General features: G+C 70.3%; 19 protein-coding genes. 7 read left to right on the top strand and 12 right to left on the bottom strand.

Annotation, left to right across the window (positions count from 1 at the left end; genetic code table 11):
- Positions 1 to 230 precede the first annotated feature (230 nt).
- On the top strand, positions 231 to 1,064 hold the full coding sequence (locus tag ACFVT5_RS16890; RefSeq protein WP_389887444.1) for a hypothetical protein: 834 nt from the start codon (positions 231 to 233) through the stop codon (positions 1,062 to 1,064).
- Between the two features lie 109 nt (positions 1,065 to 1,173).
- Here the strand turns inward: ACFVT5_RS16890 and ACFVT5_RS16885 are convergent, their stop codons facing one another.
- Positions 1,174 to 2,046, bottom strand: coding sequence for an LLM class flavin-dependent oxidoreductase (locus ACFVT5_RS16885; protein ID WP_389887441.1), 873 nt, complete (start codon positions 2,044 to 2,046; stop codon positions 1,174 to 1,176).
- 146 nt (positions 2,047 to 2,192) lie between these two features.
- On the opposite strand from ACFVT5_RS16885, the gene ACFVT5_RS16880 reads away from it, so the two are divergent.
- On the top strand, positions 2,193 to 2,492 hold the full coding sequence (locus ACFVT5_RS16880; RefSeq protein WP_389887438.1) for a hypothetical protein: 300 nt from the start codon (positions 2,193 to 2,195) through the stop codon (positions 2,490 to 2,492).
- Between the two features lie 131 nt (positions 2,493 to 2,623).
- On the opposite strand, the gene ACFVT5_RS16875 is transcribed toward ACFVT5_RS16880, so the two are convergent.
- From ACFVT5_RS16875 to ACFVT5_RS16865, 3 genes are all read right to left on the bottom strand, one after another.
- A complete protein-coding gene (locus ACFVT5_RS16875) occupies positions 2,624 to 3,469 on the bottom strand; it encodes a nitroreductase/quinone reductase family protein (RefSeq protein ID WP_389887435.1) in 846 nt (281 codons plus the stop codon).
- A 366-nt stretch (positions 3,470 to 3,835) separates the two neighbouring features.
- Positions 3,836 to 5,020: a diaminopropionate ammonia-lyase gene (locus tag ACFVT5_RS16870; protein WP_389888171.1), complete on the bottom strand. Its 1,185-nt coding sequence runs from the start codon at positions 5,018 to 5,020 to the stop codon at positions 3,836 to 3,838.
- Positions 5,021 to 5,156: 136 nt separating this feature from the next.
- On the bottom strand, positions 5,157 to 6,131 hold the full coding sequence (locus ACFVT5_RS16865; protein ID WP_389887433.1) for an aldo/keto reductase: 975 nt from the start codon (positions 6,129 to 6,131) through the stop codon (positions 5,157 to 5,159).
- 190 nt (positions 6,132 to 6,321) lie between these two features.
- Here ACFVT5_RS16865 and ACFVT5_RS16860 point away from each other — a divergent pair, with 190 nt between their 5' ends.
- Positions 6,322 to 6,870 carry a 2'-5' RNA ligase family protein gene (locus ACFVT5_RS16860; RefSeq protein ID WP_389887430.1) on the top strand — a complete coding sequence of 183 codons (549 nt, stop codon included), beginning with the start codon at positions 6,322 to 6,324 and terminating at the stop codon, positions 6,868 to 6,870.
- 263 nt (positions 6,871 to 7,133) lie between these two features.
- Here ACFVT5_RS16860 and ACFVT5_RS16855 read toward each other — a convergent pair whose 3' ends face one another.
- Both ACFVT5_RS16855 and ACFVT5_RS16850 read right to left on the bottom strand, forming a co-directional pair.
- On the bottom strand, positions 7,134 to 10,061 hold the full coding sequence (locus tag ACFVT5_RS16855) for an FAD-binding and (Fe-S)-binding domain-containing protein (RefSeq protein ID WP_389887427.1): 2,928 nt from the start codon (positions 10,059 to 10,061) through the stop codon (positions 7,134 to 7,136).
- A gap of 129 nt (positions 10,062 to 10,190) precedes the next feature.
- The gene (locus tag ACFVT5_RS16850) at positions 10,191 to 10,706 is read right to left on the bottom strand and encodes a MarR family winged helix-turn-helix transcriptional regulator (protein WP_389887424.1); all 516 of its coding nucleotides are present in this window, start codon (positions 10,704 to 10,706) and stop codon (positions 10,191 to 10,193) included.
- 114 nt (positions 10,707 to 10,820) lie between these two features.
- Here ACFVT5_RS16850 and ACFVT5_RS16845 point away from each other — a divergent pair, with 114 nt between their 5' ends.
- Together ACFVT5_RS16845 and mltG are read left to right on the top strand one after the other, a co-directional pair.
- Positions 10,821 to 12,620: an ABC transporter ATP-binding protein gene (locus tag ACFVT5_RS16845; protein WP_389887421.1), complete on the top strand. Its 1,800-nt coding sequence runs from the start codon at positions 10,821 to 10,823 to the stop codon at positions 12,618 to 12,620.
- Between the two features lie 53 nt (positions 12,621 to 12,673).
- Positions 12,674 to 13,516, top strand: coding sequence for an endolytic transglycosylase MltG (mltG, locus tag ACFVT5_RS16840; RefSeq protein ID WP_389887418.1), 843 nt, complete (start codon positions 12,674 to 12,676; stop codon positions 13,514 to 13,516).
- Between the two features lie 82 nt (positions 13,517 to 13,598).
- Here mltG and ACFVT5_RS16835 read toward each other — a convergent pair whose 3' ends face one another.
- The 6 genes from ACFVT5_RS16835 to ACFVT5_RS16810 form a co-directional block, all read right to left on the bottom strand.
- Entirely contained in the window at positions 13,599 to 14,714 is a 1,116-nt protein-coding gene (locus tag ACFVT5_RS16835) for an NAD(P)-binding domain-containing protein (protein WP_389887416.1), read from the bottom strand.
- A gap of 100 nt (positions 14,715 to 14,814) precedes the next feature.
- Positions 14,815 to 16,011: an LLM class flavin-dependent oxidoreductase gene (locus ACFVT5_RS16830; RefSeq protein WP_389887413.1), complete on the bottom strand. Its 1,197-nt coding sequence runs from the start codon at positions 16,009 to 16,011 to the stop codon at positions 14,815 to 14,817.
- Positions 16,012 to 16,013: 2 nt separating this feature from the next.
- Positions 16,014 to 17,057 carry an ABC transporter substrate-binding protein gene (locus ACFVT5_RS16825; protein WP_389887410.1) on the bottom strand — a complete coding sequence of 348 codons (1,044 nt, stop codon included), beginning with the start codon at positions 17,055 to 17,057 and terminating at the stop codon, positions 16,014 to 16,016.
- A gap of 155 nt (positions 17,058 to 17,212) precedes the next feature.
- On the bottom strand, positions 17,213 to 18,001 hold the full coding sequence (locus tag ACFVT5_RS16820) for an ABC transporter ATP-binding protein (protein ID WP_389887408.1): 789 nt from the start codon (positions 17,999 to 18,001) through the stop codon (positions 17,213 to 17,215).
- Positions 17,974 to 18,846, bottom strand: coding sequence for an ABC transporter permease (locus ACFVT5_RS16815; RefSeq protein WP_389887405.1), 873 nt, complete (start codon positions 18,844 to 18,846; stop codon positions 17,974 to 17,976). The genes ACFVT5_RS16820 and ACFVT5_RS16815 overlap by 28 nt, the downstream gene beginning before the upstream one ends.
- 153 nt (positions 18,847 to 18,999) lie before the next feature.
- On the bottom strand, positions 19,000 to 19,083 hold the full coding sequence (locus tag ACFVT5_RS16810) for a putative leader peptide (RefSeq protein ID WP_389888168.1): 84 nt from the start codon (positions 19,081 to 19,083) through the stop codon (positions 19,000 to 19,002).
- 168 nt (positions 19,084 to 19,251) lie between these two features.
- Between ACFVT5_RS16810 and ACFVT5_RS16805 the strand changes: the two genes are divergently transcribed.
- Together ACFVT5_RS16805 and ACFVT5_RS16800 are read left to right on the top strand one after the other, a co-directional pair.
- Positions 19,252 to 19,674, top strand: a complete 423-nt coding sequence (locus ACFVT5_RS16805) for a YjbQ family protein (RefSeq protein WP_389887402.1) — start codon at positions 19,252 to 19,254, stop codon at positions 19,672 to 19,674.
- 167 nt (positions 19,675 to 19,841) lie between these two features.
- Complete coding sequence (locus ACFVT5_RS16800) at positions 19,842 to 21,032, top strand: alpha/beta fold hydrolase (protein ID WP_389887399.1); 1,191 nt, start codon at positions 19,842 to 19,844, stop codon at positions 21,030 to 21,032.
- The last annotated feature ends 26 nt before the right edge of the window (positions 21,033 to 21,058 follow it).

Here is a 21,058-nt window from a genome sequence, read left to right as displayed (position 1 = left end):
CACCATGACGGTGGCGTCGAAGTCGGGGAACTCTCGGGTGGCCCGTGGTCGCGCAGGTGGGCGCGTCACCCGCTTGCCCGCTTCCCCGGCGTGGCGGGCGGAACCGTCGTCCGCAGGTGGGCGGCGGGCCCGGGGTCCGGGTGGGTGACGCTGCGTCAGATGTTCGGGCGTGTCCCTCGGCCGGAGCGCACGGTGAGGCGGTCACGCCCGCCTCCCACCAGGAGACTTGTATGCCCGCTCAGACCTCTCGGCCGCTTGCCCGGCCGCGCCCCGACCGAGCCCGGCCCCGTACCGCCCTGCGTGGTCTGGCCGTCCTCGCCACCGTTGTCGCGGTGGCCTCGCTGACGGCCGCGCCCGCCCAGGCCGGGTCCGGCCTGCCCTCGCACCACTGTGTGGTGAACGGCAAGACGGCGCCCCCCGGCGACATGGTCCGGGGCACTCCGGGCAACGACATCATCGAGTGCGAGAACGACATCGAGAACGTCACGATCTGGGGCGGCGACGGCGACGACAACATCCGCGTCAAGGGTCACGTCATCGACTCGCAGGTCCTCGGTGGCGACGGCAACGACCGTATCCAGACAAGTCACTTGCTGCCCCGTCAGGGACAGAGCACCATCCGGGGCGGCACGGGCGACGACACCATCATCGTCCCGACCGTGATCGGCACCGCCGACCACGGCGCCACCGTCTACGGTGACCAGGGCGACGACACCATCACCGTCGGCAGCGTCTTCGGCCAGCCGGGCCAGTACATGCGCGGCGGCGGCCAGGTCTTCGGCAACGACGGCAAGGACCTCATCACCACCGGTCTCATCGACTTCGGCGGCCGGGTGCTCGGCGGCAGCGAGGACGACATCATCGAGGCGAAGGCTGTCGGCGTCGAGACCGGAGGCGTCATCCAGGGCGGCCCCGGCCGGGACACGATCCGCGGTCTCGGCAACACCGTGCTGAAGGTCGGACCGGGCTGGGGCCAGGTCGACGGCGGACTCGACGAGGACGCCTGCAAGGTCGAGCACGCCAACCCGAGCCGCGCCCGCAGCACCATCGCCAGCTGCCCCTGACCGGGGTCCCGCCGGCGGCACGCACACAGAACGGCGCCTCTTCCCGGAGCACCGGGGAGGGGCGCCGCTCCGCGACCATCGAGGGGGATCGAGGGGGGTCAATGAGCTGTTACGGGACCAGAGGGCGGACCTCGTCGGCCACGAACCGTACGAACGCCTCGGGGTCCGGTTCGTCGCCGGTGGGCTGGAGCACCACGGTGTCGGCGCCCGCCTCCACCAGCCGCTGGACCGCTTCGGCCACCGCAGGCGCGTCACCGGCGACCCCGAGATCCGGGTCGGGCTCGGTGCCACCGGCGGACAGTTCGGTCCGCAGGCGCGCGGCGGCGTCGTGGCCGGTCGCGGTGAGGAGATAGACGACGAACGGGTGGTCGCCGGTGCGCCCGGCCGTCGCCCGCCCCTCGTCCACCAGCGCGCGCGCCTTGCGTACCGTGTCCGGCGACGCCCCCGCGTCGAGGACCGTGCCGTCCGCGGCTTCGCCGGTGAGCCGCAGCGACCGGGGGCCGACCGCTCCCGCGAACACCGGCGGCGCCGTCGCCGGCGGCCAGTCGAGCGCCACGCCGTCCAGCTGCACATAGCGGCCCTGTGTGGTGACCCGGTCGCCCGCGAGGAGTGCGCGCAGCGCGGTCAGATACTCGCGAAGCAGCGTCACCGGTGACTCGACCCGGGCGCCGACCTGGCCCATCCAGTCCTGCACCCCGTGCCCGACGCCGAGCGTCAGCCGTCCGGGGAACAGCCGGAGCAGCGTCGCGGTCTCCATCGCGGTGAGCGCGACGTTCCGCAACGGCACCGGCAGCAGTCCGACGCCGACCCGCAGGCGGTCGGTCCAGGCGAGAGCCGCGGCGGCGCTCGCGATACCACTTTCGAGGAAGCAGTCCTCCCAGAGCCAGAGTTCCTCAAGTCCGGCCGCCTCGGCGGAGCGGACCACCTTCCGTAGCCGTTCCGGCGGGAACTGGGGACGGAACACCGCTCCGAGATCAGTCATGCGCTCTTTCCTACCCGTCCCGTTCACCGCGGACAACATCTTTACGGCCGCGCCGAGGGGGTGTTCGCGCGATGACCGGATGCGCCCCACGGGTGAGCGGTGTCGAACGGCCGTGTCCAGCCGTGACCTCGGGCGTTGCACCGGGCATGACCTCAACACGACGCATTCTCGCCGCGGTGGCCCTCGCCACCGGCGCCTCGGCATTCGCCGCCCCCGCCGCGACCGCGGCCGGCACCTCGCAGCAGGTGATGGAGGTGCCCTCCGTCATCAGCCGGCTCGACTCGCTCTCCGCGAGTTCCGTGACGCCGGAGCACCGGGCCGAGATGCCGACCGTCACCGGCCAGCTCGGCGGGCTGAACCAGGGCGTGAGCCGGCTGAACGAGCTGCACCAGCTGACCGATCTGGTCGCCCCGGTCACCGGGCTGCTCCCCGCCGTGGAGTCCTAGACACGACCGGTCGCGTACACCGCCCGGCCCGGCGCCGGTCACGGAGCACCCCTCCGTGACCGGCGCCTTTCGTGTGCCGTGCGGCTACCGAGTCGGCGCCCTTCGTATTCCGCGCGGCCACCGGGACGCCGTCACGTACCTGCCGCCGCTTCGATCACCGGGATCAACTGCTCTTCCTCGTACGTCAGATGACGTTCGAGTGCGTCCGTCAGCCGCTCCACCTCGGCGAGTACGGTCGCGGGCTCCGTGCCGGTGTCGGCGATGACCTTCCGCAACTCCTCGACGAGGCCCGCGATCGACAGATGCTCCACGCGCAACCGCTCCACGACCGGGGCGAGTTCGGGATGCCGAGCGGCGAGGAACGGGAACATTCCGGCCTCCTCGCCCTGATGATGGTTGTGCAGCCCTTGGCAGAAGGAGAGGCAGTTCACGCGGAGCTGGGCACCCAGGCCGGGGCCCGATGCGGCGATCTCCTTGCGGATCAGGGCGAGTTCACGGCGGAAGGCGCCATGAATCGTGCGCAGCACTTCACCGAACGAGGTCGCCGCGGTGGTCGGTGGACCGTTCTCGATCGCGGTCAGAGCGACCACCGGGATGACCCGTTCGGTACGGGCCTGGTACTCCGCCCAGCCCGGATCGGCCTCGGCGGCCCGCGCGAAGGCACGGTCGCGCTCATCGCCCTCCAGTACGACGGCGTCCGCCTCGTAGACGAACACGCCGTCCTCGACGGAGACACGGGGATGGGCCACGAGGTTGTGGAACCAGGCGGGGTGCTTCGGGCCGCCACCGGCCGACGCGATCACGAGGACGCGTTCGCCGCCGTCGGGAAGGTAACCGACGGGAGTGGTGTGCGGGGCGCCCGACCGGGCACCGGTGGTGGTGAGCAGGAGAAGTCGGCCGCCCTCGAAGGGGCCGCCGACGCTTCCGTTGTTGGCGCGGAACTCGTCGATCACTTGCTGATTGAAATCGTTCGGCATTCTCGGCTTTCTTGACGGGGCAGGGGAAGAGACTGTTTTCGGGCATGCCGAATAGGCGTCATGCCGTACAGACGGGCATACCGAGTGACCGCCTGGTGAGCGGCGGAGAATTCCACGGAGCATTACGGCCGTGGTGAGGGAAGAGGCGTGGAGGCACGCTGAAGAGCGCGCACTCGACACGCGGAAGGGTGAAGAGAATTGGGGGTCCTCGCGCCCGCCCCGGAATCACTCCGAGGCCGGGAGCCCCACTCGTGAATGGCCCATGGCCGACCCGGCAGTCACGCGAGAAACCCTAATGTAAGGACCGTGGGGAAGCAATATCGCATTTCCACCGGGGACTGCGGTTTCCGGACAGAGTGCCTCGCGTCAGCCCTCGGTGCCCGGCGCGGTCGTCAGTGGATTGGCCGCCGTGCCCTCCGTGTTGAGGAGGACGAGTGTCGAAGTCGCCGTCAGGGCAAGGGCGGTGCGGCGGTCGAAGGCGCCAGGACCGGTGAGGGCGGCGCGGACCCCGGCGAGGGATGCGGCGCCGCACGGGCCCGAGGAGACTCCGAGATCCGCCAAGTCCCGTGCGGCGCGGGCGGCTTCGGCGTCGGTGACCGCGACGGCGGCGTCCAGTCCGTCGCGCAGAAAGGGCCACGCGAGCGCGGACGGCGTACCGCAGTTGAGTCCTGCCATCGTGGTCGCGCCGGTCGTGATCGAGGTCGACCCGCCCTGGGTGAGGCTTTCCAGGACGCACGCGGCTGCCTGGGGTTCGACGGCGAGCAGCGCCGTCCCGTGCCGCCCGGCCGGCCCGGCGCGGTAGTGCGTGACGGCGGCCTGGGCCAGCGACCCGACGCCCACCGGGATGGCGACCAGCCCTGGCGATCCGGCTCCCTCGGCGGCGAGTTGGGCGTCGACCTCGGCGAACAGCGTGCAGTAGCCCTCGACGATCCAGCCCGGGATCCGCTCGTATCCCGGCCACGCCGTGTCCTGGACGAGGATCGAGTGCGGCCCGCCGCCCGCCTCTTCGGCGTCGCGTACGGAGTGGGCCGCGCGTCGCACCGCTTCGTCGTACGACCCGTCGACCTCGATCACGCGGGCGCCCTCGGCGGCGATGGCGGCCACGGCGGCCGGATGTACACCGTGGGGCACGAACACCTCGGCGCGCTGCCCGAAGAGCCGCGCCGTCCAGGCCACCGCCCGGCCGTGATTGCCGTCCGTCGCGGTGACAAAAGTGATCGGATCCGGGGTGGGTGCGAGGATCTGGCCACTCTCTTCCGCCGTACGTCCGGCGAGCGCCCGGTGCATCGCCCAGGACGCGCCCAGCGCCTTGAACGCCGGAAGCCCGAGACGGCTCGACTCGTCCTTCACGAAGACGCGGGCGACTCCCAACTCATCGGAGAGGGAAGGGAGTTCGACCAGGGGCGTCGGGGCGTGGCCGGGCAGCGTGGCGTGGAAGTCCTGGACACCGGCGGGCGCGGGCGCGCAGCTCCAGGTACGGGCGGCGGGGCGCACGTACCAGGGGAGCGGGTGCGGTGGGCGAGTCGTCGGGTGCTCGGGGCGGGCGGGAATCTTCGGCACCCGAGTAGCGTGCGGCCCCTACCGGTGTCCGGTCCAGCACCGGGTGCGGGATTCCCCGGCGCGGTCCGGTGATGGCGGCGGGTGCCGGAAGGGGCCCAGCGGTGCGACGGCTCAGAGGTGCGACGGCTCAGCGGTTGAGCGGTGACATGTCGGAGTACCGGTCCCCGGCGGGTGCCGTCAGGGAGCCGAGCCGCCGGATCTGCTCGGGCGTGAGCCGTACGGCGTCGGCGGCGGCGTTCTCCTCGACCCTCGACACCCGCTTCGTGCCGGGGATCGGCGCGATGAAGTCGCCCTGGGCGAGCAGCCAGGCCAACGCGGTCTGTGCCGGGGTCGCGCCCACCTCACGGGCCACGGTCTCGACCTCGTCCACCAGGCGCAGATTCCGGTCGAAGTTCTCGTCGCTGAACCGGGGGTTGCTCTTGCGGAAGTCGTCGTCGGCCAGTTGCTCACGGCTGCGGATCTGGCCGGTGAGGAAGCCACGGCCGAGCGGCGAGTACGGGACGAATCCGATGCCCAACTCGCGTAGCAGCGGCAGGATTTCCGCCTCCGGGTCCCGCGTCCACAGCGAGTACTCCGTCTGGAGCGCGGCGACCGGATGCACCGCGTGCGCGCGCCGGATGGTCTCGGGCGCCGCCTCCGAAAGACCGATGTGCCGGATCTTTCCCTCACGGACCAGCTCGGCCAGGGCGCCGACGGTGTCCTCGATGGGCGTGTCCGGGTCGACGCGGTGCTGGTAGAACAGATCGATCCGATCGGTGCCGAGCCGCTTCAGGGAGCCCTCGACAGCGGCCCTCACATTCTGCGGAGAACTGTCGACACCGCTCCGGGGTCCGTTCGGTGTGTGCGTCATGACGCCGAACTTGGTCGCGAGGACCACCTCGTCCCGCCGCTTCGCGAGCGCCCGCCCGACCAACTCCTCGTTGGTGAAAGGGCCGTACACCTCGGCGGTGTCGAGGAACGTCACCCCGAGGTCGAGCGCCCGGTGAATCGTACGGATCGACTCCGAGTCGTCGGTGTTGGCGCCGGTGTAGAAGGCCGACATGCCCATACAACCGAGTCCGATACGAGAGACGTCCAGTCCGCCGAGCGAGACGTGTTCCATGGAACCGCACCCTTTCCAGTCAGTTTCCGATCAGCTTCCTGTCAGTGACAGCTCAGCTCCCTGCCAGCGACAGCGCCTGCGTCGAGCCTGCTACGGGACGCCGAAGATCGCCTCCGGGCGAACCGGCCGCGCGGCGCCTCGTACCGGGATCGCCCACCGTCGTCCCGCGCCCGGCTGGCATGATGCCGCCATGTCCAGCGCAGTGACGGCAGGGAACCCCACCCCTCCAGGCACGACGGCGGTGGTGATCACGCTCGCCGAGGCCGACGTCCTGCTCGATGCCGCCCGTCAGGTGAACGGCTCCCTGGTCCGCCCCGGCCTCCCCGCCCACGTCACCCTCCGCTACCCCTTCCTGCCGGCCGCCGAACTGTCCGCCGCGACCGATCGGGCGGTACGGGACTTCGCCGCGGCCACCCCCGCGCGTGAGGTGGACCTGACCGAGGTGACGACGGCTCCGGGCTTCGTCGCCGTGGGCGCGCCCGCCCTGCAACCGGTGGCCGACGCCTTCGGTGAGCGCTGGCCGGGGATCGCGCCCTACGGCGGCCGGTTCGGACCGCGCCCGCCGGTCCATGTCACCGTCGCCATCGGGGCCACCGAGGAGGAATCCGCCGATGTGGTGGCGCGGCTACGTCCGCTGCTGCCCGTAACCGGCCGGGCCGACGCGCTGCGGCTGGCGGTGCTCACGGACCGGGGCTGGCGGATCCGGCTGACCGCCGCCTTTCGTACCCGTGGGTTGTAACCGCCCCGAGATTCACTCGTTCGACGGAACGACCACGGACCCTTGATCACGTTCATCCACCCGTGAAGCCTCAAAGCCTCGCCGACCTCCCGCCGAGCCACGCGCTGCTCGGCACCAGGAGGAACTGGCGCTCCGGTCCCGGGCGATGCTCGCGGGAGCGGCGGCCTTGGACCGCTATCTGTCGGACGGCGAGCCGGCGACCGAGGCCACGCGGGAGACCTCGGCCACTCGAACCTAGACCGCCCCACCCCCGGGGGCTCCCCTCAAGGCCGCGTCGCCGCCTCCAGTTCCATCAGCACCGAGTAGTAACTCCGGCCCGTCGCATGATCCATACCCACCTCGCACATCCGGTTGGCCGACAGATGCGCGTCGAAGTGGCGTGCCGTCACCTCGGCGGCCTCCTTGTGGGTGGCGGACTCGGTGAGTTCCTTGTGGAGCATGCCGCGGTCGCCCGCGAAGGCGCAGCAGCCGACGTCGTCCGGTACGACGACCTCGTCCGCGCACGCTTCCGCGACCGCCCGCAACTGCGCCTCGTCGCCGAGGTGTTGCATGGAACAGGTGGGGTGCAGTACCGCGCTGCCGACGGTGCGCCGCACGGTGAGACGCGGAAGCAGTTCCTCGGCGGCCCAGACGACGGAGTCGACGACGGTCAGCTCCTGGTGCAACTCCCTGTTGTCGGGCGTCAGATAGGGCACCACCTCGTGCGCGATGCCCAGCGTGCACGACGACGCGTCCACGACGAGCGGCAGCTTGCCGCCCGCGGTCCAGCCCCAGGCGGCCTCGACGATCCGGTTGGCCATGACGGCATTGCCCCGGTCGTACCCCTTGGAGTGCCAGATCGTCGCGCAGCAGGTGCCCGCGACATCGTCCGGAATCCACACCGGCTTCCCCGCGCGCGAGGACACCGCCACGACGGCCTCGGAGAGCGAGGGTCCCTCGCGGTTTTCGGGACCGCCGAAGATGCGGTTGACGCACGCCGGGTAGTACACGGCGGACGCTCCCACGCGCGCGGTACGCGGCAGCTTGCGCGGCGCCGCGCCGGGGATGCCGGGCAGCCACTCGGGTACGAGATCGGGGCGCACCGCGGTGCGTGCCGCGCGCGTGACCTTGGTCAGGACCCGGTCGCCGATCTTGTCGGCGGCGGCCACCGCGAGCCGTGCGGACGCCTCGACGGCCTTGAAGTTCCGGGCGACCAACGCGGCCGTCCGCTCCTCGCGCGGTGAGTGCCGTGCGTGGCGGAAGTCCTTCATCATGACGCCGGTGTCGATGCCGACCGGGCAGGCCAGCTTGCAGGTCGAGTCGCCCGCACAGGTGTCCACGGCGTCGTACCCGTAGGCGTCGAGCAGTTCTTCCTCGACGCTCGACCCGGCGGGCTGACGCATCATCTCGCGGCGCAGGACGATGCGTTGACGGGGTGTCGTGGTCAGGTCGTGGCTGGGGCAGGTCGGCTCGCAGAAGCCGCACTCGATGCACGGGTCGGCGATCAGCTCCACCTTGGGGATGGTCTTGAGGCCGCGCAGATGCGCCTTGGGGTCGCGGTCGAGGACGACCCTGGGGGCGAGCACGCCGTCGGGGTCGATGACCTGCTTGGTGCGCCACATCAACTCGGTGGCCATGGGACCCCATTCGAGTTCCAGGAACGGCGCGATGTTCCGTCCGGTGGCGTGTTCGGCCTTGAGGGAGCCGTCGAACCGCTCGACGGTGAGGCGGCAGAACTCGTCCATGAAGGCCGCGTACCGGTCCACGTCCTCGGGGCGGCCCGCGTCGAAGGCGAGCAGGAAGTGCAGGTTGCCATGCGCGGCGTGGCCCGCGACGGCCGCGTCGAAGCCGTGCCGTGTCTGGAGTTCGAGGAGAGACTCGCACGCGTCGGCGAGCCGCGAGGGCGGCACGGCGAAGTCCTCCGTGATGAGCGTGGTGCCCGATGGACGGGCGCCGCCGACCGCGGTGACGAACGCCTTACGGGCCTTCCAGTACCCGCCGATGGTCTTCGCGTCCCGCGTGAACGTGTTCGTCACCGAAGCGACCGGCGCGACCAGGTCGAGCCCTTCGAGTGCCTTACGCGCGGCCTCTTCGTACGCCGTCTGTCCCGCCTCGTCCGGTGCCCGGAACTCCACCAGGAGCGCCGCGGTCGACTTGGGCAGCGTGGCCCAGTCGGCGGGTACACCCTGGACGCTGACCGACGCGCGCAGGGTGTTGCCGTCCATCAGCTCGACGGCGAGCGCCCCGGCCTCGTTGAACACGGGCACCGCGGCGGCGGCGGCCGTGAGCGAGGGGAAGAACAGCAGCGCCGTGGTCACCCGCCGGTCCAGCGGAAGCGTGTCGAAGACGATCTCCGAGATGAACCCGAAGGTGCCTTCCGAACCGACCATCAGCCCGCGCAGGATCTCCACCGGGGTCGCACCGTCGAGGAAGGCGTCCAGACGGTAGCCGTTGGTGTTCTTGATCTCGTACTTCGCGCGGATACGGGCCACCAGCTCCGGGTCCGCCTCGATATCCGCCTTGATCGCCAGAAGCCCTTCGCACAGGGCGGGTTCGGCGTGGGCGAGCCGCTCGTCGGCGTCGGGTACCGCGGTGTCCACGACGGTGCCCGAGGCGAGGACGAAGGTCAGCGAGGCCACCGTGCGGTACGAGTTGCGGGTGGTGCCGGCCGTCATGCCGGAGGCGTTGTTCGCGACGACACCGCCGACCGTGCACGCGATGGCGCTGGCCGGGTCGGGACCGAGGACGCGCCCGTGCCGTGACAGCGTCGCGTTCGCCCTCAGGACGGTCGTGCCCGGTCCGATACGGGCCCGCGCGCCGTCGTCCAGGACCTCGATGCCCGTCCAGTGCCGACGGACGTCGACGAGGATGTCCTCGCCCTGCGCCTGCCCGTTGAGCGAGGTGCCCGCCGCGCGGAACACCACCTCACGGCCCTTGCCGTGCGCGTACGACAGCACCGCCGAGATGTCCTCGATGTCTTCCGGGACGACGACGACCTGCGGGAGGAAGCGGTAGGGGCTCGCGTCCGACGCGTACCGCACCAGGTCCGAGACCTTGGAGAGGACCTTGCTCTCGCCGAGCAGGGCGATCAGCTCGCCCTTGAGCGGCTCGGGCGTGCCCGACGACCGGCCGTCGGGCACCCGGTCGGGTGCCGGGCGGACCGGTCGGGATACGGGGCGCAGCGCGTCCGGGTCGGGCTCCAGCAGGGGCATCGTGTGCTCCTCGTTCCTTGTCGTTCCGGGGTGCGGCTGTCGTCGGTCGCGGTGCGTGCTCGGTCGCCGGGGAGTGGTGGACGGGGAGTGGTCGGCGGCCTCTGCGTATCCTCGGTCGTCGGCTCGTACTCAGCAATGCCCGTCCGGGGCGTTCGGTGCGGGGCCGGTGTCCGTGCCATGGGCGCTCAGGGCCTGGCCCGCGTGACCGACCGCCGTCCCGTCGACCAGGGCCGACAGCAGGCCGCCGAACACGGCGCGCTGCTCGGTGTCCAACGGAGCCAGGATGTCCTCCGCGGCCGTACGCCGCGCCTTGCGCAGTTCGCCCAGCGTCCGGCGGCCGACGTCCGTGATCTCGATGCGGATGACCCGCCGGTTGTCGGGATCCGGCACCCGGCGCACCCGGCCGCTCGCCTCCAGGCCGTCCACGAGCGTCGTCACGGCCCGTGGCACCACTTCGAGGCGCTGTGCCAGATCCGCCATGCGGGGCGGCGATCCGTAGTGCGCCAGGGTGCGCAGCAGGCGGAACTGGGCCGGGGTGATGCCCACACCGGAAGCCTCCAGATGGCGCTTCTGGATGCGGTGCACGCGGCGGGTCAGCCGCAGCAGTTGCTCGGCGAGCAGGCCGTCGGCGTCTGGGGTGGTCATGCCGGGAACAATACCAGGACTTTGTGCATTGTGAGTATAGGTAACAATGAGCTATGCTCTTCGAAGTCTTGCCGCGGCCGGTCAGGCCGCGGCCTCTCACCACCGTAGGAGCCCATGAGCCGCCAAGCAGTCCCCTGGACGCCGCCGCCTCCCGACAAGGAGCAGCCGCGGCAGATGCGCCGTATCCTCCGTCTCTTCCGCCCCTATCGCAGTCGGCTGGCCGTCGTCGGACTGCTCGTCGGCGCCGCCTCGCTGGTGTCGGTCGCCTCGCCGTTCATGCTGAAGGCGATCATCGACACGGCGATCCCGCAGGGCCGCGTCGGCCTGCTGAGCCTGCTCGCGCTCGGCATGATCCTGAGCGCCGTCGTCAGCAGCATCTTCGGCGTGCTCCAGACCCTGATCTCCACGACCGTGGGTCAGCGCGTCATGCACGATCTGCGCACGGCCGTGTACGACCGGTTGCAGCGCATGTCGCTGGCCTTCTTCACCCGCACCCGCACCGGTGAGGTCCAGTCCCGTATCGCCAACGACATCGGCGGTATGCAGGCGACCGTGACCTCCACGGCGACCTCACTGGTCTCCAATCTGACCAGCGTCGTCGCGACCGTCGTGGCGATGCTCGCGCTGGACTGGCGGCTCACCGCGGTCTCGCTGCTCCTCCTGCCGGTCTTCGTGTGGATCAGCCGCCGCGTCGGCCGCGAGCGCAAGAAGATCGCCACGCAGCGCCAGCGGCAGATGGCCGCGATGGCGGCCACCGTCACCGAGTCGCTCTCCGTCAGCGGCATCCTCCTCGGCCGCACCATGGGCCGGTCCGACTCCCTCACCCGCTCCTTCGCCGGCGAGTCCGACGAACTGGTCGACCTGGAAGTCCGGTCGAACATGGCGGGGCGCTGGCGGATGGCCGTCATCTCCATCGTCATGGCCGCCATGCCCGCCTTCATCTACTGGACAGCGGGCGTCGCCTTCGCGATCAGCGGCAGCGCCGTCTCGATCGGCACCCTCGTCGCGTTCGTCTCACTCCAACAGGGCCTGTTCCGGCCCACGGTCAGCCTCCTGTCGACCGGCGTGGACATGCAGACCTCGCTCGCACTCTTCCAGCGCATCTTCGAGTACCTCGACCTGCCGATCGACATCACCGAACCCGAGAACCCGGTGCACCTGGACACCGTCAAGGGGGAAGTCGCCTTCCAGAACGTCGAGTTCCGCTACGACAACAAGAGCGGACCCATCCTCGACGGCATCGACACCACGGTCCCCGCGGGCGGCAGCCTCGCCGTCGTCGGACCCACCGGTGCGGGGAAGTCGACCCTCAGCTATCTGGTGCCCCGGCTGTACGACGTCACGGGCGGACGCGTCACCCTCGACGGTGTCGACGTGCGCGACCTCGACTTCGACACCCTCGCCCGCGCGGTCGGCGTGGTCTCCCAGGAGACCTACCTGTTCCACGCGTCGGTCGCCGAGAACCTGCGGTTCGCCAAACCCGACGCCACCGACGAAGAACTCGTCGCTGCGGCCCGCGCGGCACAGATCCACGACCACATAGCCTCCCTCCCCGATGGCTACGACACCGTGGTCGGCGAGCGCGGCCACCGCTTCTCGGGCGGCGAGAAACAGCGCCTCGCCATAGCGCGCACCATCCTGCGCGACCCGCCGGTCCTCGTCCTGGACGAGGCGACCAGCGCCCTGGACACCCGCACCGAACAGGCGGTGCAGGAGGCCATCGACGCCCTCTCGGCCGACCGCACCACGATCACCATCGCGCACCGGCTCTCCACCGTCCGCGGCGCCGACCAGATCATCGTGCTCGACTCCGGCCGTATCGCCGAGCGCGGTACGCATGAGGAACTGCTGGACCTGGACGGCCGTTACGCCGCCCTCGTGCACAGGGACGCCCAACTGGAGCCGACTAGATGAAAATATGCCGGATTTGCTCGAATTCGGAGTAATTGTCGGGTTACCGTGCCCGCATGCAGAACATGACTCCGCGTCGTAGCTCGATGCGACTGACACGCCGGGGCCGGATCGCCCTCATCGCGACCGGAGCCGTGGTGACGGCCGCCGTGGTGGCGGTGGTGGTGCCGCTGCTGCAGTGGGAGACCAAGCCCGAGAAGCCCAAGCTGCTCACCATCCCCGAGGGCTGGCGCGCCGGCCAGGTGTACGCCGCCGTCGACAAGGCACTCTCCGTCCCGGCCGGTACGACCAAGAACATCCTGCCGAAAGCCGGCCTGAAACTTCCCCGTGATGCCGCGGGCAATCCCGAGGGCTATCTCTTCCCGGCCACATATCCGATCACGAAGAAGACGACGCCCACGTCCCTGCTGGCGTACATGGTGGACACCGCGAACAAGAAGTTCGCGCCCGCGCCGGTGGCGGCAGGCGCGAACAAGAACATCTCGAACCTGTATCAGACCGTCACCATCGCGAGCATCATCCAGGCCGAGGCGGGCACCAAGGACGACATGGGCAAGGTGGCCCGCGTCATTTACAACCGGCTCGACAAGGGCATGCCCCTGCAGATGGACTCCACCATCAACTACGCACTGGGCCGCAGCACCCTGCTCACCAGCGACGACGACACAAGGATCAACAGCCCCTACAACAGCTACACACGGATGGGGCTGCCGCCGACCCCGATCGCCAACCCGGGCGAAGACGCGATGCGCGCCGCGACCACTCCGACACCCGGCGAATGGCTGTACTTCGTCACCGTGAAGTCCGGCGACACCCGCTTCACGTCGAGTTACGACGAGCAGCAGAGGAACGTCACCGAGTTCAACCAGAACATGAAGAGCGCCGAGCCGACCGGCTGAGCCATGAACTGCGAGCCGTGAGCCGTGAGCCGTGAGCCCGTACCGGCCGGCCCCTTCCGGAGTGAGCGGCCGATCGGGTGCGTCAGGCCGCGACCGGCTCCCCGGAGAGCAGACGCCGGATGTCGCGGACGGCCGAGCGCCCGGCGCGATTCGCCCCGATCGTGCTCGCCGACGGGCCGTAGCCGACCAGATGGATCCGGGGATCGGCGACCGCGCGAGTTCCCTCGACCCGGACACCGCCACCCGGCTCCCGCAGCCGCAACGGTGCCAGATGCTCGATCGCCGCGCGGAAACCGGTCGCCCAGAGGATGACATCGGCGTCCACCCGGCGCCCGTCGTCCCACTCCACACCGTCCGGAGTGATCCGGTCGAACATCGGCAGCCGCTCCAGGACACCGCTCGCGCGGGCCTCCCGTACCGCATCGGTCAGCGGCAGCCCGGTGACCGAGACCACGCTCTTCGGCGGCAGCCCCCGCCGCACCCGCTCCTCCACCATGGCCACCGCGGCGCGCCCCAGACTCTCGTCGAAGGGGCCCTCACGGAAGACCGGCGGACGGCGGGTCACCCAGGTCGTCGCGGCGGCGAACGGCGCGATCTCCATCAGATGCTGGGTCCCCGACGCGCCCCCGCCCACCACGACCACCCGCTGCCCGGCGAACTGCTCGGGACCCGGGTACTGGGCGGTGTGCAACTGCCGTCCACGGAAGGTCTCCTGACCGGGATAGCGCGGCCAGAAAGGCCGGTCCCAGGTGCCGGTCGCGTTGACCAGGGCACGCGCCGACCACACCCCCGCGGACGTCTCCACCCGGAGCCGCCCACCCTCGCCCTCCCCGACAGCCCGTACATCGACGGGCCGGTGCACCCGCAGCCCGAAGGTCCGCTCGTACCGGTCGAAGTACGCGCGGATCACCTCCGACGAGGGCCGCGACGGGTCGGCCCCGGTCAGCTCCATACCGGGCAGCGCGTGCATCCCGTGCACCTTGCCGTAGGTGAGCGACGGCCAGCGGAACTGCCAGGCCCCGCCGGGACCCGGCGCGTGATCGAGGACGACGAAGTCCCGGTCCGGCACAAAACCGGTACGGCGCAGGTGATAGGCGCTGGACAGCCCCGCCTGCCCGGCGCCTATGACGACCACCTCTATGTCCCTCTCTACGTCGTCCCTCTCTACGTCGCTTTCTGCGTCCCTCGTGTCGTTCACGCTTCTACTAACCGGGCCGGGGAGCCGGATCTTCCCGCCCCCGACCTCGACCTCCACCCGGAACCCGGCCCCGAGTCACTGGGTCCCGCTCCCGCTCCCGCTACCGCCCCCCGGCCACCAGCAACGGCACTCCCGGTGAAGCCCCGTCGGGCCACGGCGTCACGCCGGCCTGCGAGGCCGGGATCCGGGGCAGCAGTCCACGCGTCGACAACTCCGGAATCACGCCCTCCCCGAACCAGTACGCCTCCTCCAGATGCGGATAACCCGACAGGACGAAGTGCTCGACGCCGAGCGCGTGATACTCCTCGATCCGGTCCGCGACCTCGGCATGGCTGCCGACCAGGGCCGTACCCGCGCCGCCGCGTACCAGACCGACCCCGGCCCACAGGTTGGGCGCGATCTCCAGCCGGTCCCGCGAGCCCCCGTGCAGCGCCAGCATCCGCTGCTGGCCCACCGACTCACTGCGGCCGAGGGCCTGCTGGGCAGCCGCTACGGTGTCCGCGTCCAGGTCGTCGAGCAGCCGGTGCGCGGTCGCCCACGCCTCCGCCGACGCGTCCCGCGAGATCGTGTGCAGCCGGATCCCGAACCGGACCGTGCGCCCCTCCTCCTCGGCAAGGCCCCGTATCCACTCGATCTTCTCCTTGACCTGCTGCGGAGGCTCGCCCCACGTGAGGTACACATCGCTGTGCCGGGCCGCCACCGGGCCCGCGGCGGCCGATGAACCGCCGAAGAAGATCTCCGGCAGCGGATCCGGCGGCAGCGCCGTGAGACCACCCTCGATCTGGTAGTGCTCGCCCTCGAAGTCGTACGGCCGACCGCTCCACACCCCGCGAACCACCGACAGGAACTCGGCCGTACGGGCATAGCGGCGGTCGTGGTCGAGATGGTCGCCGAAGCGGCGCTGTTCGGTGGAGTCGCCGCCCGTCACGACATTGAGGAGCAGCCGGCCACGAGTGATGCGCTGATACGTCGCCGCCATCTGCGCGGCCAGGACCGGTGAGATCACACCGGGCCGGAACGCCACCAGGAACTTCAGCCGTTCCGTGTGCTGGGACAGTGCGACCGTCGTCAGCCACGCGTCCTCGCACCAGGTGCCGGTGGGCGTGAGGACCGCTTCGAAGCCCAACTGCTCGGCGGCTTTGGCGATCTGGGTCAGATACTCGATGTCGGGCGCCCGGATCCCGCTCACCGGAGTGATACGGGACCGCTTGACGCCACCGTCCGTATAGGCGTGCCGGTCGACGAGGGTGCGGCCGTCGCCGCCGGTGGGCAGGAACCAGTGAAGATGCACGGTCATGGTCAGGACTCCTTGTAGGTACGCGGTGCGGAGGTCGACGCCGGAAGGTCGCCGTTGAACCGGGTGTCGACGTAGTCCTCGAAGGCGAACGCCCGCGGAATCAGCTTCAGCGCGGCGAAGGTGTCGGCGATCTCCTGCTCCGACGCGATGGCCGCCCGGTCGAGCGCGACCGGGACCCGGGTCCCATTGGTCCGCTTCACTGAGGCGAGCGCCACCTCGTACGGCAGACCTGTGTCTTTGGCCCACACCTTGGCCCACTCCTCGGGGTGGTCGAACACCCAGTCCTGCGCGCGTTGGAGGCGCTTCACCAGGTCCCCGATGGCGGCGGCCTTCTCCTTGTCCTTCAGCGCTCCGGGCGCCGCGACCTGGAAACTGAGCCCGTTGACCACCCCGTCGCCGTCCGTGAGAACCCGCCCCTGCTTCGCCTCCAACACCTGCGAGGTGTACGGGTCCCAGACCGCCCACGCGTCGACCTTGCCGCCCGTGAAGGCGGCGAGCGCGTCCGCCGGCTGGAGGTACTTGACCTCGATGTCGTTCAGGGTGAGCCCGGCCGCCTTGAGCGACGCGACCAACTGGAAGTGCGCGGACGACCCCTGCGCCACCGCCACCGACTTGCCCTTGAGCTGCTCCGGCTTCTTCAGCGGCGAGTCATCGCGTACGAGGATGGCCTCGCCCCGGGAGGAGCCGTGCGAGGCGGCGACTACGGTGATCTTCGAACCGGCCCCGGCGGCGAAGACCGGTGGTGTGTTGCCGACCGCGCCGATGTCCACCGCCTTGGCGTTGACGGCCTCCAGGAGCGGCGGACCCGAGGTGAAGGTCGACCAGCGGATCTTGTAGTCAAGATCTTCGAGTTCTCCGGCAGCTCGTAGCACCGACTCGGAACCTCCCTTCTGGTCCCCGACGTTGAGAGTGACAGAACCCTTGCCATCGGTTCCGTCACCTCCTCCCGCGCCACCCGACGACGAGTCGGCGGAGGAGATACCGGAGCAGGCGGCGAGCAGCAGGGCCAGGGGGAGCAGCAGGAGGGGGGCGGTGCGGCGTGGCATGGAGAGTCCGTTCGATGTGGAGTGTGCCCATGTCGTCCGTGGCGGCGTGGTGCGTGGCGGTGTGGTGCCTGCCCATGTCGCATGGGGCCCTGTGGCGCGTGCCGCTGTGGTGCGTGGCGATGGGGTGTGCAGCGGTGTGGTGTGTGCCGGGTGGGTCATGCGCTGGTCGCCGGGGTGTCGACGCCGAGTCGTTCGAGGAGCCGGGTGCGCAGGGCCGCGAAGCGCGGGTCCGCGATGTCACGCGGCCGGTCCAGACCGACCTCGGTCTCATACGCGATGACGCCCCCGTCCATCACGAGCACCCGGTCGGCGAGCAGCACCGCCTCCTCGACGTCGTGCGTGACGAGGAGGACGGCGCAGCCGCGGCGCTGCCACAGCTCGTCGACGAGCCGCTGCGCCTTGATACGGGTCAGTGCGTCGAGCGCGCCGAACGGCTCGTCGAGGAGCAGCAGATCGGGTTCGCGGACCAGGGCGCGGGCCAGCGAGGCGCGCTGGGCCTCGCCGCCGGAGAGGGTCTTGGGCCAGGCCCGCGCGTGCTGCTCCAGACCGACTTCGGTCAGCGCCCGTTCGGCGCGGGCGCGGTCCGGGCGGCCGGGGAGTCCGAGCAGCACATTGCGCCACACGCGTTTCCACGGCATCAGACGCGGCGACTGAAAGGCGACGGCCTTGCGGCGGGGTACGAGCACCGTGCCGTCGATCTCGCGGTCGAGTCCCGCGAGGATCCGCAGCAGGGTGGACTTGCCGCAGCCACTGCGGCCGAGGAGGGCGACGAACTCGCCGGGGCGGATGTCGAGATCGAGCCGGTCGATGACGGCACGCCCGTCGAAGGAGCGGGTGAGCCCTTGCACGCGGACCGCCGACGGCGCGGGCACCGGCGTCCTCGACGGCGGGGGGACGGGGGCCTTGCCGGTCGTGTTCACCGTCCGGTGAAGGTCGGTCGCCATTGCAGCAGCAGCCTTTCGAGGGTACGGACGACGAAGTCGGCGAGGAGGCCGAGGAAGGCGTACACGATGAGGCAGACCACGATCACGTCGGTGCGCAGGAAGTCCCGGGCCTGCACCATCAGGAAGCCGATACCGGCGTCCGCGTTGATCTGCTCGGCGAAGACGAGGGCCAGCCAGGCGATACCGAGCGAGTAACGCAGGCCGGTCATCGCCCCGGGCAGCGCGCCCGGCAGCACGACATGCCGCACGAGACCCCAGCGGGACAGGCCCAACGACTCGCCGGCCTCGATGAGTTGGGCGTCGACGCCACGGATGCCGGCGTACACATTGAGATAGAGGGGGAACGACACACCGAGGGTGATGATCGCGATCTTGGGTGCCTCGCCGATGCCGAACCAGATGATGAACAGCGGGATCAGCCCGACGAACGGCACCGTGCGCAGCATCTGCACACTCGCGTCCACCAGGTCCTCACCGATACGGAACAGCCCCGAGACGAGCGCGAGGGCGGTGCCGACGGCGGTGCCGAGCACGAGACCGACGGCGACGCGTTGCAGGGAGACGGCCATGGCGTGCGGCAGGGAGCCGTCGCTGATCAGATCGCCGGCGACACGGGCGATGGTGCCCGGCGACGCGAGCACATCGGACGTCAACACATCGGTGACGCTGAGGAGTTGCCACAGAGCGAGCAGAACGACGGGCCCCGAGGTACGGCGCAGCCAGCGGGGGACACGGGTACGGCGGGAGGAGGACGGGATCAGGGTCTCCAGCTCGGGAACTGCTGGATCACCTCGCGGTTCATCCGAAATGTCCGCCAATTCCGGCGGTGCGTGGCTGACGCTCATGAGGGCTCCACGACAGGGGGAGGACTGTGGGGGTGCGCCTCAGCACCCGCACACGGAGATCACGCCGTGGTCAGCACCACGGCGAAGGCAGGTGTGTACGGGAGGAAACGCGGGCGCGACGGGGGCGCGGGCGAAGGCGGGGGTGAAAAGGCGTCAGTGGCCGCGACGACACGCGGCGGAGGCCACCCGCAACAGGTCGATGTGACCGCGCGTGGTGAGCAGGACTGAACGCGACATGCGGCTGAACGTAGCCACGTCGTCGGCACACGGTCAATGCCGTCTCGAAAGGCGGACGGGGAGTATTGAGGGGTGGGCAGCGGGGAACGGTCCCCGGGGCGCTCTCCCAGCCCTGGGAGTGGTGGTGTCGTGACCACACCGGGCGGGCCCGTGCGCGACGATGAGGGCATGCCCGACGCCTTCACCACCCGTGTCCTGAACGTCGTCACCGGAGCCGAGGAGACCGTGGTCGATCTGACGCGGCAGTGCGCGTCGTTCCTCGGCGAGGTCGCCGAGGGCCGCGACGGTCTCCTGAACGTGTTCGTCCCGCACGCCACCGCCGGAATCGCGGTGATCGAGACGGGCGCGGGAAGCGATGTCGACCTACTCGCGACCCTGCACCACCTCCTGCCGGCCGACGACCGCTGGCAACACCGCCACGGCACCCCCGGCCACGGCCGCGACCACGTACTCCCCGCACTGGTCCCACCCCACGCCACACTCCCGGTAATCGCCGGCACCCTGGAACTGGGCACTTGGCAGTCGGTGTGCCTGGTCGACACGAACGCCGACAACCCGCACCGACAGGTCCGCTTGAGCTTCCTGGGCTGACCGAGCGCGCTCCACAGCCTGGCCCCCTAGGTCAGATGACGTATGCGCCGAGGGCGTCGTACGAACTACGTCATTTGCCTCAATCGGTCGTCGGGGTTGTCCTTCTAGCGTTCGGGGCGTTCCCGCGTCGAGTCCGGTGCGGGGATTCGGGCGAAGGAGGCAATGTCATGAGTGAAGTGAAGAACATCGTGCTGGTTCACGGTGGGTTCGTCGACGGGTCCGGGTGGCAGGGGGTTTACGACCATCTGACGGCCGACGGATACCGCGTGAGCGTCGTGCAGAATCCGACCCTGTCGCTGGCCGGTGACGTCGCCGCGACCCATCAGGTCCTCGACGGCGTCGACGGCCCCGCCGTGCTGGTCGGCCACTCCTACGGCGGCGCCGTCATCACCAACGCCGCCGTGGGGAACCCCAACGTCAAGGCACTGGTCTACGTCGCGGCGTTCGCAGGGGCGGAGGAACTCGCCGACGAGATCACGCGCTTCGCCGCACCGAGGCGTATCCGACTCCTGCTCACCCTGGCCGCGGAGATCAGGACGCGAGCGGCTCTCGGCCGCGGAGAATACGAGGCGGCCTTCCGGCAGGCGACCTTGGTCGGCCCCGCCGGTGTCCTTCCGCACTTCCAGGCACCCGCCTTGTGGCTGATGACGGACCTGGTGGAATCGGCCGTTCTCTCCGGTCGGCACGCCGAAGCCGAGGCGCACGTCGCAGCGTTGTACAGCGCCCAAGTGCCCGCGATATCGGGCAGGTTGGCGCTGGTGACGCACGGCGCGGCAGCCATGACCGCCGCCGACGACCGGTTCGTGGCACGGTTCGAACGCGCGCTGGCCCTGCCCGACGCCGACACCTGGCCGTTCGACCTGGCGCGCATCCAGCTCTTCTACGGCGAACGCCTCCGCCGCGCCAGGGCCACGCAGACAGCGCGCGAACAACTGGGCGCCGCCCTGGGGACCTTCACGCGGCTGGGGGCATCACCCTGGGCCGACCGCGCCCGGAGCGAACTGCGGGCATCAGGCATCGCGGCCGTCCAGGTCGGTGCCTCGCCTGACGCCCGCCTGCCACCTCAGCAGTACGAAATCGCCAGGCTCGCCGCCGCGGGCCTGACGAACAAGGAAATCGGTCAGCGGCTGCACCTGTCGCCGCGGACCGTGGGAAGCCACCTCTACCAGGTCTTTCCCAAACTGGGCATCACTTCCCGCGCGGCCCTCCGCGACGTCCTGCGGAAGGCCACCGCGGGGGGAGGGGTGACGGGCCCGCCGGTTCTGCCCTCTCGCTCAAGCCGGTCGCGCCACACGGTACAGAAAAACGGCACGGAAAATTTGCTGTCCGCTATGGAGCAACCATCCAACTCGCCTTGATACGGCGGTCACTGTGCCAACGTGAT

The sequence above is a fragment of the Streptomyces sp. NPDC058001 genome, assembly GCF_042886315.1.
Lineage (GTDB): Bacteria > Actinomycetota > Actinomycetes > Streptomycetales > Streptomycetaceae > Streptomyces.
This window is presented reverse-complemented; position numbering and strand designations above follow the sequence as displayed.